This window comes from Brooklawnia propionicigenes (assembly GCF_030297015.1).
GTDB lineage: Bacteria > Actinomycetota > Actinomycetes > Propionibacteriales > Propionibacteriaceae > Brooklawnia > Brooklawnia propionicigenes.
On record NZ_AP028056.1, the window covers coordinates 1246334 to 1262983 of the forward strand.

At 70.0% G+C, this 16650-nt stretch carries 17 protein-coding genes and 1 pseudogene; 13 read left to right on the forward strand and 5 right to left on the reverse strand.

Features of this window, described 5'->3' with window-relative positions:
• Positions 1-9 precede the first annotated feature (9 nt).
• Together QUE25_RS05580 and QUE25_RS05585 are read right to left on the reverse strand one after the other, a co-directional pair.
• Positions 10-714, reverse strand: coding sequence for a potassium channel family protein (locus QUE25_RS05580; RefSeq protein WP_286268158.1), 705 nt, complete (start codon positions 712-714; stop codon positions 10-12).
• A complete protein-coding gene (locus tag QUE25_RS05585) occupies positions 707-2080 on the reverse strand; it encodes a TrkH family potassium uptake protein (RefSeq protein WP_286268159.1) in 1374 nt (457 codons plus the stop codon). The genes QUE25_RS05580 and QUE25_RS05585 overlap by 8 nt, the downstream gene beginning before the upstream one ends.
• Before the next feature lie 81 nt (positions 2081-2161).
• On the opposite strand from QUE25_RS05585, the gene QUE25_RS05590 reads away from it, so the two are divergent.
• From QUE25_RS05590 to QUE25_RS05600, 3 genes are all read left to right on the forward strand, one after another.
• A complete protein-coding gene (locus QUE25_RS05590; RefSeq protein WP_286268160.1) occupies positions 2162-2725 on the forward strand; it encodes a TetR/AcrR family transcriptional regulator in 564 nt (187 codons plus the stop codon).
• Positions 2725-3444, forward strand: coding sequence for an ABC transporter ATP-binding protein (locus QUE25_RS05595; protein WP_286268161.1), 720 nt, complete (start codon positions 2725-2727; stop codon positions 3442-3444). The genes QUE25_RS05590 and QUE25_RS05595 overlap by 1 nt, the downstream gene beginning before the upstream one ends.
• 231 nt (positions 3445-3675) lie before the next feature.
• Positions 3676-4203, forward strand: a complete 528-nt coding sequence (locus tag QUE25_RS05600; protein ID WP_286268162.1) for an ABC transporter permease — start codon at positions 3676-3678, stop codon at positions 4201-4203.
• 59 nt (positions 4204-4262) lie between these two features.
• Here QUE25_RS05600 and nhaA read toward each other — a convergent pair whose 3' ends face one another.
• Together nhaA and QUE25_RS14745 are read right to left on the reverse strand one after the other, a co-directional pair.
• Positions 4263-5372, reverse strand: coding sequence for a Na+/H+ antiporter NhaA (gene nhaA, locus QUE25_RS05605; RefSeq protein WP_286268163.1), 1110 nt, complete (start codon positions 5370-5372; stop codon positions 4263-4265).
• Positions 5373-5385: 13 nt separating this feature from the next.
• Positions 5386-5613 (reverse strand): annotated as a pseudogene (locus QUE25_RS14745) (Na+/H+ antiporter NhaA); the annotation flags it as partial.
• Between the two features lie 137 nt (positions 5614-5750).
• On the opposite strand from QUE25_RS14745, the gene QUE25_RS05615 reads away from it, so the two are divergent.
• Positions 5751-7217 (forward strand): TrkH family potassium uptake protein, encoded by a 1467-nt coding sequence (locus QUE25_RS05615; protein WP_286268164.1) that lies wholly within the window; start codon positions 5751-5753, stop codon positions 7215-7217.
• A gap of 16 nt (positions 7218-7233) precedes the next feature.
• Here the strand turns inward: QUE25_RS05615 and QUE25_RS05620 are convergent, their stop codons facing one another.
• Positions 7234-7752, reverse strand: coding sequence for a hypothetical protein (locus tag QUE25_RS05620; protein WP_286268165.1), 519 nt, complete (start codon positions 7750-7752; stop codon positions 7234-7236).
• A gap of 205 nt (positions 7753-7957) precedes the next feature.
• On the opposite strand from QUE25_RS05620, the gene QUE25_RS05625 reads away from it, so the two are divergent.
• From QUE25_RS05625 to QUE25_RS05665, 9 genes are all read left to right on the forward strand, one after another.
• Positions 7958-8641 (forward strand): TetR/AcrR family transcriptional regulator, encoded by a 684-nt coding sequence (locus tag QUE25_RS05625; RefSeq protein ID WP_286268166.1) that lies wholly within the window; start codon positions 7958-7960, stop codon positions 8639-8641.
• 17 nt (positions 8642-8658) lie between these two features.
• Positions 8659-9588: an ABC transporter ATP-binding protein gene (locus tag QUE25_RS05630; protein WP_286268167.1), complete on the forward strand. Its 930-nt coding sequence runs from the start codon at positions 8659-8661 to the stop codon at positions 9586-9588.
• Complete coding sequence (locus QUE25_RS05635; protein WP_286268168.1) at positions 9585-11255, forward strand: ABC transporter permease; 1671 nt, start codon at positions 9585-9587, stop codon at positions 11253-11255. Before QUE25_RS05630 ends, QUE25_RS05635 begins: the two co-directional genes overlap by 4 nt.
• Positions 11256-11464: 209 nt before the next feature.
• Positions 11465-12355 carry a helix-turn-helix transcriptional regulator gene (locus QUE25_RS05640; protein WP_286268169.1) on the forward strand — a complete coding sequence of 297 codons (891 nt, stop codon included), beginning with the start codon at positions 11465-11467 and terminating at the stop codon, positions 12353-12355.
• 232 nt (positions 12356-12587) lie between these two features.
• A complete protein-coding gene (locus QUE25_RS05645) occupies positions 12588-13553 on the forward strand; it encodes a bifunctional DNA primase/polymerase (protein WP_286268170.1) in 966 nt (321 codons plus the stop codon).
• Positions 13553-14200: a DUF2637 domain-containing protein gene (locus QUE25_RS05650; protein ID WP_286268171.1), complete on the forward strand. Its 648-nt coding sequence runs from the start codon at positions 13553-13555 to the stop codon at positions 14198-14200. The genes QUE25_RS05645 and QUE25_RS05650 overlap by 1 nt, the downstream gene beginning before the upstream one ends.
• On the forward strand, positions 14197-14649 hold the full coding sequence (locus QUE25_RS05655) for a hypothetical protein (protein ID WP_286268172.1): 453 nt from the start codon (positions 14197-14199) through the stop codon (positions 14647-14649). The genes QUE25_RS05650 and QUE25_RS05655 overlap by 4 nt, the downstream gene beginning before the upstream one ends.
• Positions 14650-14741: 92 nt before the next feature.
• Positions 14742-15608 carry a hypothetical protein gene (locus tag QUE25_RS05660; RefSeq protein WP_286268173.1) on the forward strand — a complete coding sequence of 289 codons (867 nt, stop codon included), beginning with the start codon at positions 14742-14744 and terminating at the stop codon, positions 15606-15608.
• Complete coding sequence (locus tag QUE25_RS05665) at positions 15608-16630, forward strand: ParB N-terminal domain-containing protein (protein WP_286268174.1); 1023 nt, start codon at positions 15608-15610, stop codon at positions 16628-16630. Before QUE25_RS05660 ends, QUE25_RS05665 begins: the two co-directional genes overlap by 1 nt.
• Positions 16631-16650 lie beyond the last annotated feature (20 nt).

Here is a 16650-nt window from a genome sequence, read left to right on the forward strand (position 1 = left end):
GGGCAGCACTCACCGCAGCTGGCTGAACGCCTCGGCTTTGCGGGTCTTGCCCGACACGAGGATCACGTCGTCCGGGCGCAGCACGGTCTCGGCCGTGGCGTGCGTCCATGGGCGGCCGCTCGGCTTGACGGCGACGATGGTGACGCCGTGCTTGGCGCGCAGATCCGTCTCGCTCAGGGGGATCCCGATGAGTGCCCGGCTCGGGGTGGTGCGGACGAGCACGAAGTCGTCGTCGACCTGGATGTAGTCCTGCATGCTGCCGCGCACGAGGTGGGCGACTCGGCGGCCCATGTCGTGCTCCGGGTAGATGACGTGCGGGACGCCGAGCTGCTCCAGGATCGCGCCGTGCGCGGGGCTCACGGCCTTGGCCCACACGTTCGTGATGCCGAAGCGCAGCAGCAGCGAGGTGGTGAGGATGCTGGACTCGAGATCGGTGCCGATCGCGACGACGACGCGGTCGAACTCCGGAACGCCCAGCTGCCGCAGTACCTCCTCGCTCGTGGTGTCGGCCGCGACGACGTGCGTCAGTCGGCCGTTGAGGGCCTGCACGGCCTCGTGCCGGCTGTCGATGCCCAGCACTTCGGTGCCGCTGTCCATCAGCTCGAGGGCGAGGGAGCTTCCGAAGCGCCCCAGCCCGAGCACCGCGACGGCATTCGCCGCGGCGACGCGGGAGGCGTCGGTGCCGCCGAACAATCGGATCTTCTTGTCAGCCAATGATCGGCCTTTCCTTGGGGAGTTCGTACAGCATCCGCCGCTCGCGGAGGGCGAGGGCGGAGGCGAAGGTGATCGGCCCGAGTCGGCCGATGAACATCATGACGATCAGCAGGAGCTGGCCGGCGGGGGGTATGTCGGCGGTGATCCCGGTCGAGAGGCCAACCGTGCCGAAGGCGGAGGTCGCCTCGAACAGCACCTTGTCCAGCGGGTGGTCGGTCAGCAGCATCAGCAGCCCGGTGCAGACCCCCACGAGGGCGACGGCCAGCAATGCGACCGTGATCGCCTGCCGGTGCACGGCGCGGGAGAGGCGCTTGCCGAACACGTTGACCACCGGGTCGCCGCGCAGCTCGGCGATGATGATGAACAGCAGCACCCCGAAGGTGGTGATCTTGATCCCGCCGGCGGTGCCCGCGGGGCCGCCGCCGATGAACATCAGGGCGTCCATGCCGAACCAGGTCGCCTCGTGCATCGCGGAGGTGTCGACGCTGTTGAATCCGGCGGTGCGGGTCTGCACGGACTGGAAGAACCCTGCCAGCAGCTTCGCCGGCCAGTCCAGCGGGCCGAGCGTGCGCGGGTTGGCCCACTCGAGCGCGGTGATGAGGGCCGTGCCTGCCAGGAGCAGCACGCCCGTGCCCCACACCACCAGGCGCGTATGCATCGACCAGAGCCGCGGCGTGCGGACGTGCCGCCGCAGTTGCACCAGCACCGGGAAACCGAGGCCGCCGAGGATGATCGCCGCCGCCATCGTGAGGCAGATCACAGGATCTGTGACGTAGCGCATCATGCTGTCCCCGTACAGCGCGAACCCCGCGTTGTTGAACGAGGACACCGAGTGGAACACCCCCAGCCACAGCGCTTCGCCGAATCCATAGCCGTAGCCGATCGCGAACTGAGCGGTCAGGATGATCGCGGCCACAGCCTCGATCGCCAGCGAGATCAGCACGACGCCGCGCACTAGCGAACCGACGCCCTCCAGCCCGAGGCTTTTGACCTCCGCCGCTGCCACCAGGCGCGAGCGCAGCGAGAAGCGGCGCAGCACCGCCAAGCCGACAACCGACGCGAAGGTCATGACGCCGAAACCGCCCACCTGGATCAGGGCGAGGATCGCTGCTTGGCCGAAGCCGGTCCAGTACGTCGGAGTGTCGACGACGACGAGGCCTGTGACGCACAGCGCGGAGGTCGCCGTGAACAGCGCTTCGAGGAAACTCGCCCCTCCCGGCCCGGTCCTGGCGACAGGCAACATCAGCAGTCCGGTGCCGATCGCTCCGGCACCGAAGAAGCCCAGGAAGATGACCTGGACCGGACGCAAACGGCGGATCGAGCCCGATCCGCTTCGCGCCGCTCTCGTGAACAGCACGTACTGCATTCTATCGATCCGTCTGCTCGCGAGAAGGCGGCGGGCCGGCGTGGCGGAACCGCTCAGAATGTTAGATGCTAACATTCTGGCATGGGCGAATCAGCGAAGCGGGCCAGGACCCGGCAGCGCCTCGCCGAGGCGGCGCTCGCCCTTTTCGAGACGCAGGGATACGAAGAGACCACGACGGCGCAGATCGCCGCGGCCGCCGGCGTGAGCGAGATGACACTGTTCCGCCACTTCCGCTCCAAGGACCGCCTGCTGCTGGACGACCCCTACGATCCGGCGATCGCGGCCGCGGTTGCCGCGACGCCGCTTCATCTGCCCGCGCTCGAACGGGTCACGGCCGGGGTGCGAGCGGCGTGGCGGGACGTTCCGGAGCCGGCCGAAGCAGCGGTGCGGCGGCGGATGCGGATCGCGGCGCGCACGCCCGGCCTGGCCGGGCACGTCCGCGCCAACACCCGCGCGACCGAGGACGCGATCGCGCAGGCGCTCGTCGGCACCGGCGAGGATCCGACGGTCGCGCAGATCGCGGCCGCCGCCGCGCTCGCGGCGCTCATGGAGGCGCTGTCGACCTGGGCGCAGGAGGAGAGCGATGCACCGCTGAGCCACGCGATCCTCTTGGCGCTCCGAGTGATCGAGAAGGGGGCCGACTGATGCTTGCCGCTCACAGCGTGACGCGCACCTTCCGCGGGGGCGCGGGCGTCCGCGCGGTCGACCTCGGAGTGCGGTCCGGCGAGATCCACGCGCTCGTGGGACTGAACGGCGCGGGCAAGACCACCCTGATGAAGTTGCTGCTCGGGATGCTGCGGCCCACGGAGGGAGAGGTGCGGCTCGACGGCACCCCGCTCCCGGCGCTGCCCGCATCCGCCTGGGCGAGGGTCGGGCACGTCATCGAGCACCCGCTCGCCTACGGCGACCTCACCGCGCGGGAGAACCTGCTGCTCTCGGCACGGCTGCACGGACTCGCCGCCACTGGCGCGGCAGCCGCGGTGGACGAGGCCCTCGAGGAGCTCAGGCTCGCGCGCTACGCGGGCGTCCGCGCCCGGCGGCTGTCCGCGGGAAACCGGCAGCGCGTGGGGCTCGCCGCCGCCCTCCAGCACCAGCCGCGCCTCCTCGTGCTGGACGAGCCCACGAGCACTCTCGACCCCGGCGGCGTCATCCTCCTGCGCGACGCGCTCCGCCGGCGCGCGCGGGACGGGGCGGCGATCCTGATCTCGAGCCACCACCTCGACGAGGTGGCGCGGATCGCCGACCGCATCACCCTGATCAACGGCGGCGCGGTCATCGGCGAGCTCGACCCGGGCGGTGCCGACCTCGAGCGGACGTTCTTCGCCCGCATCCTGGCCGACGACCGGCGACGGGAGGGAGCATGAGCGCCCTCGGCGCTGCGATGGCGACCGAGGTTCGCAAGGCCGCCGTCTCCCGCGTCCTGCGCTGGATCACCGGCCTCGTCCTCGCGAGCGTCGCCGCACTGGTCGCCGGCATCCTCTCCGCAAAGGGCCTCGGCGATCCCCAGCTGACCGCCAAGCTCGGGCCGCTGGCAGAGCTCGAGGGATGGGCCCGCGCTGCTCGGCGTCGCCGCGCAGATCACCGCCGCCGGCGTCATGGCCGCCCTCGGCATCGGCCTGAGCTGGATCGTCGGCCGCGAGTTCGCCGAGGGCACGGTCACCGGACTCTTCGCGCTCCCGGTGCGGAGGTGGCAGATCGCTCTCGCCAAGCTCCTCGTCTACCTCGGCTGGGTCTTCGCGGTATCCGTCGCGCTGAGCGGCACGCTCCTGCTGCTGGGCCTGGCGCTGGGCTACGGGGCACCCGGCCCCGAGGCCTGGCGATCTCTCGCGAGGCACGTCCCGCTGACCGTCCTCGTCGGCCTGACCGCGACCCCCGCCGCCTGGGCGGTCACCCTCGGCCGCGGGCTGCTGCCCGGTATCGCCACCACGATCGGCCTGCTCGTCGTCGCACAGGTGAGCGCCTTCATCGGGGCCGGGGCATGGTTCCCCCTCGTCATCCCGGCGCTGTGGGCCATCGGCCCGGAGTCGGTGACGATCGCCCAGCTCGCTCTCGTCCCGACCGTCCCGCTCGCCTTCGGCGCTCTCACGCTCCTCGCCTGGCACCGCCTCCAACTCGACCGCTAGCCGCACTGGCCGAGCAGGTCTCTCGAGCCGGCGCGAAGGCCGCGGCTGCTCGCACGGCGTCAGTCCGCCTGCCGCTGGTACACGTCGGGGACCCCGTCCCCGTCCTCGTCGATCTCCTCGGCCTCGGCGATCCGGCGGTAGCGGCGGTTCCTGACGGTGAGGAGGACCGAGGCGATCGCGGCCGCGAGCACGGAGGCGAGCAGGATCGCGACCTTGGCGTGGTCGTGGGCGGGGTCGGACGCGGAGAAGCTGAGCTCGGTCACGAGCAGCGACACCGTGAACCCGATCCCGGCGAGCAGTCCGACGCCGGCGATGTCGATCCACTTCAGGTCGGGATCGAGCCGGATGCCGCGCACGCGAGTGGCGAGCCAGGTCATCAGCACGATGCCCAGCGGCTTTCCCGCCACCAGAGCCACGACGATCCCGATCGTCACCGGGTCGGTGAGCGCGGAGACGAAGCCCTCCGCGCCGCCGAGGGCGACCCCGGCGGAGAAGAACGCGAACACCGGCACGGCGAAGCCGGCCGAGAGCGGCCGGAAGCGGTGCTCGAACAGCTCGGCGAGCCCGGGCGCGGCCTCGTCGACCCGGTCGCGCCGCCGGTGCAGGACGGGGATGGTGAACCCGAGCAGGACGCCGGCGATCGTCGCGTGCACGCCGGCCGCGTGGACAAAGGCCCACGCGACCACGCCGATGGGCAGCAGAATCAGCCAGGCCGCAGCGGGCCTGAGGCGGAAGACCTGCCGATACCGCTGGGCGAGCACCGCGTAGACACCGATCGTGAGCAGGCCCAGCAGCAGCGGGACGACGTCGATGGTCTCGGTGTAGAAGACCGCGATGATGGTGATCGCGATGAGGTCGTCGACGACGGCCAACGTCAGCAGGAAGATCCGCAGCGGGCTGGGCAGGTGCGAGCCGATGAGCGCGAGCACGGCGACGGCGAAGGCGATGTCGGTCGCCGTTGGGATGGCCCATCCGCGCAGCAGGCCCGGGGTCTGCGCAACGATGGCGACGTAGACCAGCGCGGGCACGATCACGCCGCCTACAGCGGCGACGACGGGCACGATCGCGGTGCTGAAGCGGCGCAGGTCGCCGGCGACGAACTCGCGCTTGAGCTCGAGCCCGGACGAGGAAGAAGAAGATCGCGAGCAGGCCGTCCGCCGCCCAGGCACCGAAGCTCAGCTTCAGATGCCACGGCTCGTAGCCGATCTCGAGGTCGCGGAGGGCGAAGTAGCTCTCCGCCCAGGGGGAGTTCGCCCAGACGATGCCGATGACGGCCATGAGCACGAGGAGGCCGCCGCCGACGGTCTCCTTCCGAAGCACCGCGCCGATGCGCAGCGCTTCGGCGTAGCTGCCGCGTCGGGGGAACCGCGCCTGTGCGCGCGAGGAGGAGGCGGGATCGGGCATAGTCATGCGGAAGGCTCCGAATCTGGTCGACGGACACGGCTGTCGACCAGGCTTCCCGACTCTCCTCCTCCAGGTTACCGGTTCCTCCTGGGACGGCGCTCGGACGCGCGAAGGGAGGGGACGCTCAGCCTCGCAGGCGTAGAATGGTCGGCGGTGCGCCGGGAAGTCTGGTCGGCATCGGCCGTTCGGCCGAGGAGGCTGGACAAGGAGACCCTGTGGCACGCGAGATCGGCACGACCTGGAAGACCCCTGTGCTGTTGGCACCGGTCCGGTACCTGCGGGGGTTCGTGAGACGGTCGCCGTCCCGGGCCGCGGTGCTGATCTTCTTCGTCGCCGCCGGACTCTTCACGCTCCTGCTGAAGCTGCCCATCGCCTCTGCTGACGGTCGCTCGGCCCCGCTGGAGGACGCGGTGTTCACGGCGACCTCCGCGGTCACCGTGACCGGCCTGACGACCGTCGACACCGCCACGCAGTGGACGTTCTTCGGGCAGGTCGTGATCCTCCTCGCCATCCAGGCAGGGGGCCTGGGGATCGTCACCGTCGCGCTGCTGCTGATGCAGGCGGTGACCAGGCACCTCGGCGTGCAGGGGAGGGTGTTCGCGCAGCAGAACATGGGCGGAGCCTCGCAGATCGGCGAGGTCGGCCGTCTGCTGCGCACGGTGGTGGTCACCACCCTGACCATCGAGGCCGTGCTCGTGCTCCTCCTCGCTCCTCGGTTCGTCATGCGTGAGGAACACTGGTGGGAGGGGCTGTGGAGCGCCCTGTTCTACGGCGTCTCGGCGTTCAACAACGCCGGATTCGTCATCCACGAGGGCGGGCTGACGCCCTTCGAGGGCGACCTGTGGATCCTGGTTCCGATCATGCTCGGCGTGTTCGTGGGCAGCTTCGGCTTCCCGGTGTTCCTCACCCTCATCATGCACAAGTGGCACCGGCGCAAGTGGAACCTGCACGCCAAGCTCACCCTGGCCACTACCACGATCCTGCTGGCAGCCGGCGCGATCGCCTGGGGGGTGCTCGAGTGGGGCAACGAGCACACCGTCGGGCACCTGAACCCCGCCGAGAAGGCGTTCCACGCCCTGTTCGCGTCGGTCATGATGCGCTCCGGCGGTTTCGCGCTCACCGACACGAACGAGTCCACTCCGATCACTCTGCTCGTCTCTGACGCGCTGATGTTCGTCGGCGGCGGCTCGGCCTCCACCGCCGGCGGGATCAAGGTCGCCACCCTCGCGGTGCTGTTCCTCGGCATCGTCGCCGAGGCACGCGGCGACCGGCACGTCATCGCCGCCAGGCGGCGCATCCCCGACGGCACGCTGCGGCTCGCCATCAGCGTCACCTTCCTCGGCGCCACCCTCGTGCTCGCGAGCACCGCGCTGGTGATGACCGTCAGCAACGCGCCGCTGGACCGGATCCTGTTCGAGGTGATCTCCGCGTTCGCCACCTGCGGGCTCTCCGTCGGGCTCTCCGCCGAGCTGGAGCCATTCGGGAAGTACGTCCTCAGCATGCTCATGCTCGCCGGGCGCATCGGGCCGATCAGCCTCGCCGCCGCGCTCGCCCTTCGGCAACGGAACCGGCTGTACACGCTGCCCGAGGAGCGCCCCATCATCGGCTGAATCGCGGTCTGAGGGCTCAGCAGTTCCCGGCGGTCGTGGCCGCAGCGATCGACACGTCGCGGATGTCCGACCAGGTCAGCGCCGCGGCTGGGTATCCCCCTGCGGATCCGGAAATCCGCTCGAGCAGACGGTCGGCGAGCCGCTCGCCGTCGTCGCACCTGGTGACGTCGATCAGCGTGACGTCGACGTATCGGGCGCGGCGCTCCATCTCGGCGTGGAGCCGCAGGGCGAGTCTTTCGGCGGTGCCGACGACGCGCTCCGCAGAGGCCTCCGGCGGAAGGCGGTACAGGATCAGCAGGTGAACCGCGGCGGGGTACCGCTGAAGCTCCACGCCCCAGCGCAGTGCCTCCCGCCTGAGACGCCCCCTCGCCTTCCTCGGAGATCCCTCCGAGACCAGATCCAGGCCGACGACCAGGCCGCGCGCGCGGCGGCGATCGTCGCCGAGGTCATCTGCGCCGATGACTATGGGAGCCCGCTCCATCAGATCGTGCAGGGGTTCCAGGGGTTCACCCAGGGCGACGACCGTGCAAGTCACATGAGCCTCCGTCTCGTCGTCGGAGCGGTCGCTCGACCGCTGCCGACCAGACCTCCCGGCTCACCGTGCGCCCCGGCGGGGCTGCAGGACACGTTACTCCACCCGTCCGCAGAGCGTGCCGGGCGAACCCTGCGGGGGATGCTGTCCGCCGACGCGCCGACCCCAGGCTTGACACGAGTGCGTAAACGCGCGTTCAATATTAAACATGGGTTCAGCCAAGCGTGCACCGCACACGGCGCCGGAGACCGCAGCCCGCATCAGGGACGCCGCGATTGCGGAGTTCGCCGCGCACGGGTTCTCCCGGACGACGGTGCGCGGGATCGCGGAGGCGGCAGGCGTGTCACCGGGGCTGGTGATCCATCACTTCGGCTCGAAGGACGGCCTGCGCGCCGCTTGCGATGACTACGTCTTCGAGGCACTGACTGAGACGAAGCGCGAGAATGCCGGTCGTTCGCCGCTCGTCGTCGCCGCGATGGTCAGCGACGACTCGATGCGAACCGACCTCGAGTACCTGCTCAAGTCATTGCTCGATCCCTCCGAGCAGGGGCAGCGGTTCTTCGACCACTACGTCGAGGTCATCGAGCAGATCGTCGAGAACGGGTTCGCGGGGTATGTCCTCCGCAAGGCCGAGGACCGGCGCGCACAGGCGACGGCGATCGCGATGCTGGCGCTCGCGCCGATGATGCTGGAGCCCAGGATCCGGCGCGCGCTCGGCACCGATGACCTGCCGGCTTCGTTCGCCCGCATCACCCCGTATCTCTTCGATCTCTATCTGAACGGTGTCATCGAGTCGATCCCCGATGGCCTGGACGTTCCAGGCCCCAGGGCCACTCCAGGAAGTCAGCACGATCCGCCGTCTGAGGCGGCTCCCGATCCTGACACCCACTGACCACAGAAAGAATCATGATGACATTCGTTACGCACTCGGGCGCGCCCGCGCCCGCGATCACCATCTCGAACCTCACGAAGAGCTACGGCTCCGTCCGCGCATTGGACGGACTGAGCCTGGACGTCGCTCCCGGCGAGGTCCACGGGTTCCTCGGTCCGAACGGCGCCGGCAAGTCCACCACGATCCGCATCCTGCTCGGCATCCTGCGGCACGACTCGGGCAGGGTGCGCCTGCTGGGCGGTGACCCGTGGAGCGACGCGGTGTCGCTGCACCGCAGGCTCGCCTATGTCCCCGGCGACGTGGAGCTGTGGCCGAATCTCACCGGCGGTGAGGCGATCGACCTGTTCGCCCGGCTGCGCGGCGGCGTAGACACGAAGAAGCGCGACGAGCTCATCGAGCGCTTCGACCTCGACCCCCGCAAGAAAGGACGCACCTACTCCAAGGGGAACCGGCAGAAAGTCGCCCTCATCTCCGCGCTCGCCTCGAACGTCGAGCTGCTGCTGCTGGACGAGCCGACCGCCGGCCTGGATCCGCTGATGGAGGCGGTGTTCCAGGAGTGCATCCGTGAGGCCAAGGCAGCCGGGCGCACCGTGCTGCTGTCCAGCCACATCCTCGCCCAGGTCGAGGTGCTTGCCGACCGCATCTCGATCATCAGGAAGGGGAGGATCGTCGAGTCGGGCAGCCTGAACGACCTGCGCCACCTCTCGCGCACGGCGGTGACCGCGCAGACGGCTCGGCCGGTCGAAGGCTTGTCGAGTCGTGCGGGCGTGCACGATCTGCGCGAGGAGGCGGGACAGATCCGCTTCGACGTCGACACGCAGCACCTGCCGGAGGTCATGCGCGAGCTGTCCTCCCACGGCGTCGAGGCTCTCACCGCCACCCCGCCGACGCTCGAGCAGTTGCTGCTGCGTCACTACGGCGACGAGCTGCAGCGGAGCGCGTCATGACCACCGCACTGCAGAATGCCGCACGCCTCCAGGCTGCGGGGAGCGACGCCCGCGGCAACTCGCTCGCGGGCACCGGCAGGCTGCTGCTGTTCATGCTGCGCCGCGACCGCATCCGCTTCCCCGCCTGGGTGCTCGGCCTGGCGCTGATGATGGCCTACTTCGCGAATGCGCTGGGAACGATCCTCGACGAGGATGCCCTTGCGAGCTTCGCGGCTCTGGCGGCGAGCCCCGTGATGGCGCTCATCGGCGGGCCGGGATACGGCTTCGACGCCATCACCGTGGGCAGGATCATCGTCGGCCTCTATGGCGTCTATCTGATGATCGGCGCGGGGCTCATGAGCATCATGACCGTCTCGCGCCACACCCGTGTGGAGGAGCAGACCGGGCGGGCCGAGCTCGTCCGCGCGAACGTCGTCGGCCGGCACGCGCAGCTGGCCGCCGCGCTGATCCTCGTCGCGCTGATGAACGTCCTGATGAGTGGGCTGATGGCGCTGGCGTTCTATTTCTCCCCGGCCGAGCCGGGCTCGTTCGCGGCGTCGCTGCTGTTCGCATGCAGTGTCGGGGCCGTCGGGCTCGTGTTCGCCGGGGTGGCGGCGGTCACCGTGCAGCTCTCGGCGTTCTCGCGGGCCGCGTCCGGCATGGCCGGCGCGGTGCTCGCGGCGAGCTTCGTCGTGCGCGGGCTCGGCGACATGTCGTCCGTGCAGGGTGGCGATCTCGGCTGGCTGTCGTGGCTGTCCCCGTTCGGATGGTCGCAGCAGGCCGCGCCGCTCACCCTCGACAGGTGGTGGCCGCTGGCCCTCTCCCTCGGCGCTGCGCTGCTACTGGCGATCGCGGGGTTCGCGCTGCAGTCCCGGCGCGATCTCGCGGCGGGAATCTTGCCTGACCGGCTCGGCTCCGCCGTCGCCCCCTCCTGGCTGCGTGGCTCGCTCTCCCTCGCGTTCCGTCTGCAGCGATCGGCGCTGCTGTGGTGGTCGCTCGCGCTGCTGCTGGGAGGGATCACCTTCGGAGCCTTCGTGCAGCCGATGGCGGAGAACGCGGACGGGCTGCCGGCGGAGGTCATGGTCATCTTCGGCGGCACCGAGGGCATGGTCGATGGCTACCTCGGGTTCATGGGCGTCTACTTCGCGATCATGGTCGCCGTCTTCGCGATCCTCTCGGTGCAGGCCCTGCGCGGCGAGGAACAGGGCGTGCGCGCCGAGCCCGTGCTCGCGGCGGCCGTCTCCCGCACCGGCTGGCTGCTCTCCTGGGTCCTCGTCACCGCGCTCGGCGCGCTCTGGCTGCTCACTCTCGCCGGACTCGGCACCGGACTCGGGGCAGCGCTGGCCACCGGCGACGGGGATCTGTTCGGGAGCGTGCTCCTCGGGCACGTCGCGCACACACCGGCGATCTGGGCGCTGCTCGGGCTCGCCGTCGCACTCTACGGCTTCGCGCCGCGCTTGCTCGGCATCACCTGGGCCGTGTTCGCGTGGGGGACAGCGCTGAGCCTGTTCGGCGACATGCTGCAGCTCGACGACGGAGTGCTCGCCACCTCCGTGTTCCGTCACGTCGGCCAGTATCCGGCGCAGGAGATCTCCTGGCTCGCGGTCGGAGCGCTCGCCGCCGTCGCGGTCGCGCTCGTTGTCGTCGGGATGCTGGGCTTCCGCCGTCGTGATCTGATCACGGCATAGCCGGAGTAGGCTCCGCGCTCGGAGATCAATCGCACGAGAGGCTCCCGGAAAGTAGTGCGCGCTACTTACCGGGGGCCTTGAGCGTGAACTCGCCCATCAGTGGCAGGTTGACACTCGCGAAGTAGCGGCGCGGGGCCGGCGAGCCTTCAATGGATGCAGGTCGACTAGAGATGCCCTCTGCGGAGGAGGGATCAAGTGGCGTTGATTCCGTGCTCGCTCCGTTGGTGGCGCGGACGCGGACGGTGCATCATGCGGTAGGGCCGGTGGCGTATGACTGCGTGAAGGTGATCGTCGTCCGTGACGGCTCCGCATTCGTGTTCTCCGAGTTCGGGCAGCAGCCGGTCAAGGCCGGTGATGTCATCCTGCTGGGCGCGAACGTGCTCGCAGGCTCGGAGCCCGAGGGACACATCACTGTGACGACGGTCTATCTCGACACGGACTATGTGCTGGACCAGGTGCGCTGGCAGTACGCCGCGTTCCTCTCTGATCGGCTCGACGCGCAGGGGTTCGCGGAAACGATCTATACCGAGCCCGCGCAGATACTCCGCCTCGGGGAGGATCGGGCCGGGATGCTGATGCCGTGGCTGGACGAGCTGGTCGCGCTCAGCGTCGACGGGGACTTCGTGCGCCACTATCTGCGGATGCAGGCGCTGTGGTTCCAGATCGCCTACGTGATCGCCCCGTTCATCAAGGTCTCTCCTGTGCGCGTCTCGCCTTCGCAGCGTGCGCATATCCGGCCCACCCTGCCTCGGGATCGCCGGTTCGCGCCGCTGCGTATCGAGGCGAGACGAGCGGCCGGGTTGCTGCGTGAGAGCCCGGCTCGGCGGTGGACGTTGGAGGAGTTGGCTGCCGAGGTGCATCTGTCGCCGTCGCGGTTGAGCAGCGTGTTCGTGGAGGCGTATGGGAAGACGCCGCTGGCGTTTCTGACGATGCTCCGGGCGGAGCACCTGGCAAAATACCTTCGTGAGACTGATCTGACGGTGACGGCTGCGATGCAGCGAGTGGGCTGGCACTCTCGTAGCCACGCCACACGATTGTTTCGGCAGTACGTCGGTGTCACCCCCGGCCACTATCGCCAGATGCGCGCACGGATCGCCTGAGCGCTGTGCCCGATCTGCCAACTCTGTGCCGCTTCTTCGAGACCATCGGCGTTCGGTCGTTTCCGGCGCGGATTGCCTGGTAGTCCGGTAGAGACTCGTCGGGTTCGTCACGAAGCCTGACGGTCATCGTCTCCATTCTTTGTCCGTCTCGTCTCCTGATCCTCCCGGCGCACCTCGAGGCGCAGGGTCGCCCCCGAGCGGGGTGACCTCCAGCGGAACAGGAGGTCTGGCGATGGATGAGGTACGCGACACTCGGGTGGCTCGCGGCTCGACGCCGGGCCGGGCTTCGGCGGTCGCCGCAGTCTTCGAGGGGCTGCGTGAGGCGATGCCTCTGCCGGTCGCGGCGTGGGAACTGGCGCGCTCGGGGGTCCCGGTTTTCCCGTGCGCACCGGGCGGGAAGCGCCCGATCCCCAGGCGTGGCTTCCATGAGGCCACCACTGATCTGCGACAGGTCGAGGCGTGGTGGCGGCAGAGGCCGGGAGCGAACATCGCCGTCCCGACTGGTGCCGTCTCTGGCGTGGTGGTCGTCGATGTGGACGTGCACGGCGTCAACGGGTATCCGGCTGCCTCCCGTGCGGCACGCGCCGGACTGATCCCCGAGCCGATGGCGACCGTGACCACGCCCACGAGCGGTAGGCACCTCTACTTCGCCGCTGATCCCGACCGTGAGCAACGGTCGTGGCAGGTCGCACGGGCCGGGGTGGACTTCCGGGGCGACGGCGGCTACATCATCGTGCCGCCCTCGGCGCGGATGATCGACGGCGAACGGGTGCCGTACCGGGTCGAGAGCGCCAGAGCCAGCGCGGTCGCGTCGCTGGACGCGCAGCGGTTGCGGGACTTCCTCGACCCGCGCCCAGCGCCCCGGTACACAGGCCCGCTGATCCTCTCCTCCGAGGCGGATGTGTCGAGGCTGGTGTATCGGGTGGCGAGTCTTCGCGAGGGCGAGCGCAATCTCGGTCTGTTCAAGGCAGCGTGCCGTCTGGCAGAGCATGGGGTGCCGTCCCGTGACGCGCTGGATGTGCTCACCACGGCGGCGAGCCAGGCCGGGCTGGGTGGGCGTGAGATCGCCCGGACGGTCGGATCGGCCTACCGCCACGTCAGCATCTACGGCCCGAGGACACGGGCACCGGCACGCAGCGCCGATGCGTTCACACGCTCACCCCTACCGGCATCACCGCCGTTGTCACGGGGGCTGTGATGGTGCGCGAACGGTGGGGCTGGGCCGTGGTGACGGCGGCGACCGGCACCGTCTTGATCGGGATCGGTGCGTTCTGGTTGTCGTTCATGGCGCTCGCTGACCTCGCGGCGCGTTCGGGTGTCACGCCGGGGCAGGCGTGGATCTGGCCGCTGCTGGTGGACGGACTGATCGTGGTCTCCACCATCGCCGTCGTTGCCCTGGATGGGCGCTCGGGTGCCTGGTATCCGTGGGCGTTGCTGATCTGCGGGGCGCTGGTGTCGGTCGCGGCGAACGCTCTGCACGCGATCGTCGCGGCGGATGCGAGCGTGCCCGGCGTGCTCGCGGCGACCGTCGCGGCCGTCCCGCCGCTGGTGCTGCTGGCCAGCACGCACCTGACCGTCGTCCTCACCCGCTCGACGCCCAACCCCGCAACCGCCACGGCCGAACCGGAACCGAAGCCAGAAGCCGAGTCGGAGGCGGTCGCCGTCGATGCGGTCGAAGGCGAGCCGCCGGGTCGTCGTGAGCGAGCCGTGCAGCTGCGGGAGGTCGGGTGGTCGAACAAGGCCATCGCCGACGAGCTGGGAGTGCATCCCTCGACGGTGGGCCGCTGGTTCGCGCCGCCGGTCGAGGAATCCGAAACCACGAGAGAGATGGAGAGAACATCATGAACGCGAATCCGCATGAGCAGCACGGACAGCCTGATCCCTGGCTGGACGCGGTGCCGAAGCCAGACGAGCCCGAGCAGCCGCGCCAGGTACGGCAGGTGCCCGAGGCGGTGGAGGCCGCCACCGCCACCAAGACCAAGCGTGCTGACGGCGCTGCGACCACGACGTCGGAGACGAAGGCTGAGGCGGCCGAGGTCGAGCAGAAACTCGAGAGGCATCGTGCGCGTGGCGTGGAGTGGGTGCGCCCGACCGACTTGATCGCCCGCAATAGCGCGTCGATGGCCGGGCGCGGTATCGACCTGGAGGTCGAGCTGGCCCGGCAAGCACGCGCCCCGATGGTCAGGGGGCTCAAGGGCATCGGTGAGCGGGCGAAGCGGCTGTCGCCGTTGTCCGCGTTCGGGCACGGTGCCCGCCACCACGCGCCGACGCGCGCTGCGGTCGGGAAGTCGTGAAGCGGTGAACAGCGATGACCCGGCCACGAACTCCCGACCACCCCCAGCACCGAGGGAGATCGCGTGCACCTCGACGCAAGGAGGCGCCCACCATGAGAACCCGCACGACACTCCAAGAGCCGGAAGACTTCACCAGTGGCGAGGGCCTGCGCGCCCTGCTGAACCGGCTGCACGAGGCCGGCCCCGGCGCGTGGCAGCACGATCCGGTCGCCGCCGATCTGATGGTCTACGCCGCGCAGAAGTACGACCTGCTGGCGCGCAAGCACGGCCTCGACCCGTGGGAAGCAGCGTCCGCCGCGTTCGACGTGATGCGCACCAAGGCGGCGCGCACCGCCGACGATCCGTGGGGCGTGGTCACGCACGCGGTGCGGATCACCTGCATCGCGGAGGAACGGGGGCAGGGCCTGCTGTGCTCGGTGCATCAGGCCAGACGCCCGAACTTCTCGGTGTTTCATGACGCGGAGAGGCTTTCGGATCGGGAGAACCCGCTGACGGACTATCACGCCTCCTTCCAGGTCACCGACCCCGACCCCACCGACACCGATACCGGCGCGGATGCGGATGCTGGGGTGGGGCCTCCGGCGGTGCGCATGTCGGCTCATGCGGCGATGGACGACGCCATCGCCCTGTTCGTCGCGCTGGAGTGGCCGCCGCACGTCGCCCGTGCCGGGGTGGAGCACATCTGCCAGGCCCTCGCTCGCGCCGGGAACCGGCAGAGCGCCTACGAGCTGCTGCGCCGCGACAAGCACGCCCGCGCCCTGCTTGATGTGAACCGCACCGCATGGTCGGCGCTGCTGCGGGCGCTCCTCGGGCACCCGAACCCGGCATACGCGGCCACCGCGTCGGGGCGGGGCATCCTGCTGCGGCTGCTGATCGGTGAGAGCCGGGAGGCGTTGCTGCGAGACGATGACCTCGTGCTGATGATCTCGCTGGCCGCCCCGAAACCTGGGGGCCGGTGATGGGCGCGCAGACCGGGCACATCGAGCTCGACCGCACGGTCGCCTCGATCATCGTCGGCCACCGGCACCGCACCGACCTGGGCGACCTGGACGCGCTGTGCGAGTCCATCGAGCGCGACGGGCTCTTGCAGCCGCTCACGGTCACCGTCGACGGCGTGCTGGTCTGCGGTGCCAGGCGGCTGGCCGCGATCAAACGGCTGGGCTGGCGCACGGTGAACGTGTGGGTGCGCTCGGGCATCTCGGGCAGGCTCGGGCATCTGCTGGCCGAGGCCGATGACAACGTGCTCCACAAAGACCTCACCCCGGTCGAGGCGGCGGCGCTGTACCGCGAGTTGAAGGCGCTGATGGCCGAAGACGCCGCCCGCAGGCAGGCGGCGTCGAGGTTCAGCAGCGAGAACCAACCGGGAAGCGACGGTGCGGGAAAGTTTCCCACACCGTCCGAGCAGGCCGGCCGCGCCAGCGCGCAGGCCGCCGCGATGATCCCCGGCGGGGCCTCCTACAAGACGCTCGACAAGATCGACTACCTGCGCCGCGTCACCGACGACCCCACCGTGGCCGAGGCGGTGCGGGCGCAGGCAGCGGCGGAACTGGAACGCATCGACGCGGGCGCGCCGGTGCATCCCGCCTTCGAACGCATCCGCACCGCCCTCACCACCGACGCCGACGCTGACGGTGAGAGCGGGGCGGACTTGGGGGCGCTCGCGCAGGAAGCCGTGGCCCGCGCTCACGCCCGGAAGACCAAGACGCCGCAGCCTGCGGGCTCCCTCGACGACACCGACACCGACGACGGTGCGGCGGTGCGGTGGCCGGTGCGGGCGTTCGTGGCGACCTGGACGGAACTGGCCGAATGGTGGACGCACTACGACGCCGTGGTGCTGGCCACCGATCTGACCGACGAGCAGATCACCTCCTTCCTCGACACCGCAGACGGCACCAGCGCGTTCGCTGCGGAACTGCGCACCGCCTGGCAGGAGCCCACCGAACCCGTGGTCGCGGCGCGCAGGCACCTTCGCGCGCTCTGACACGCGCTCCCCGGCCGGGA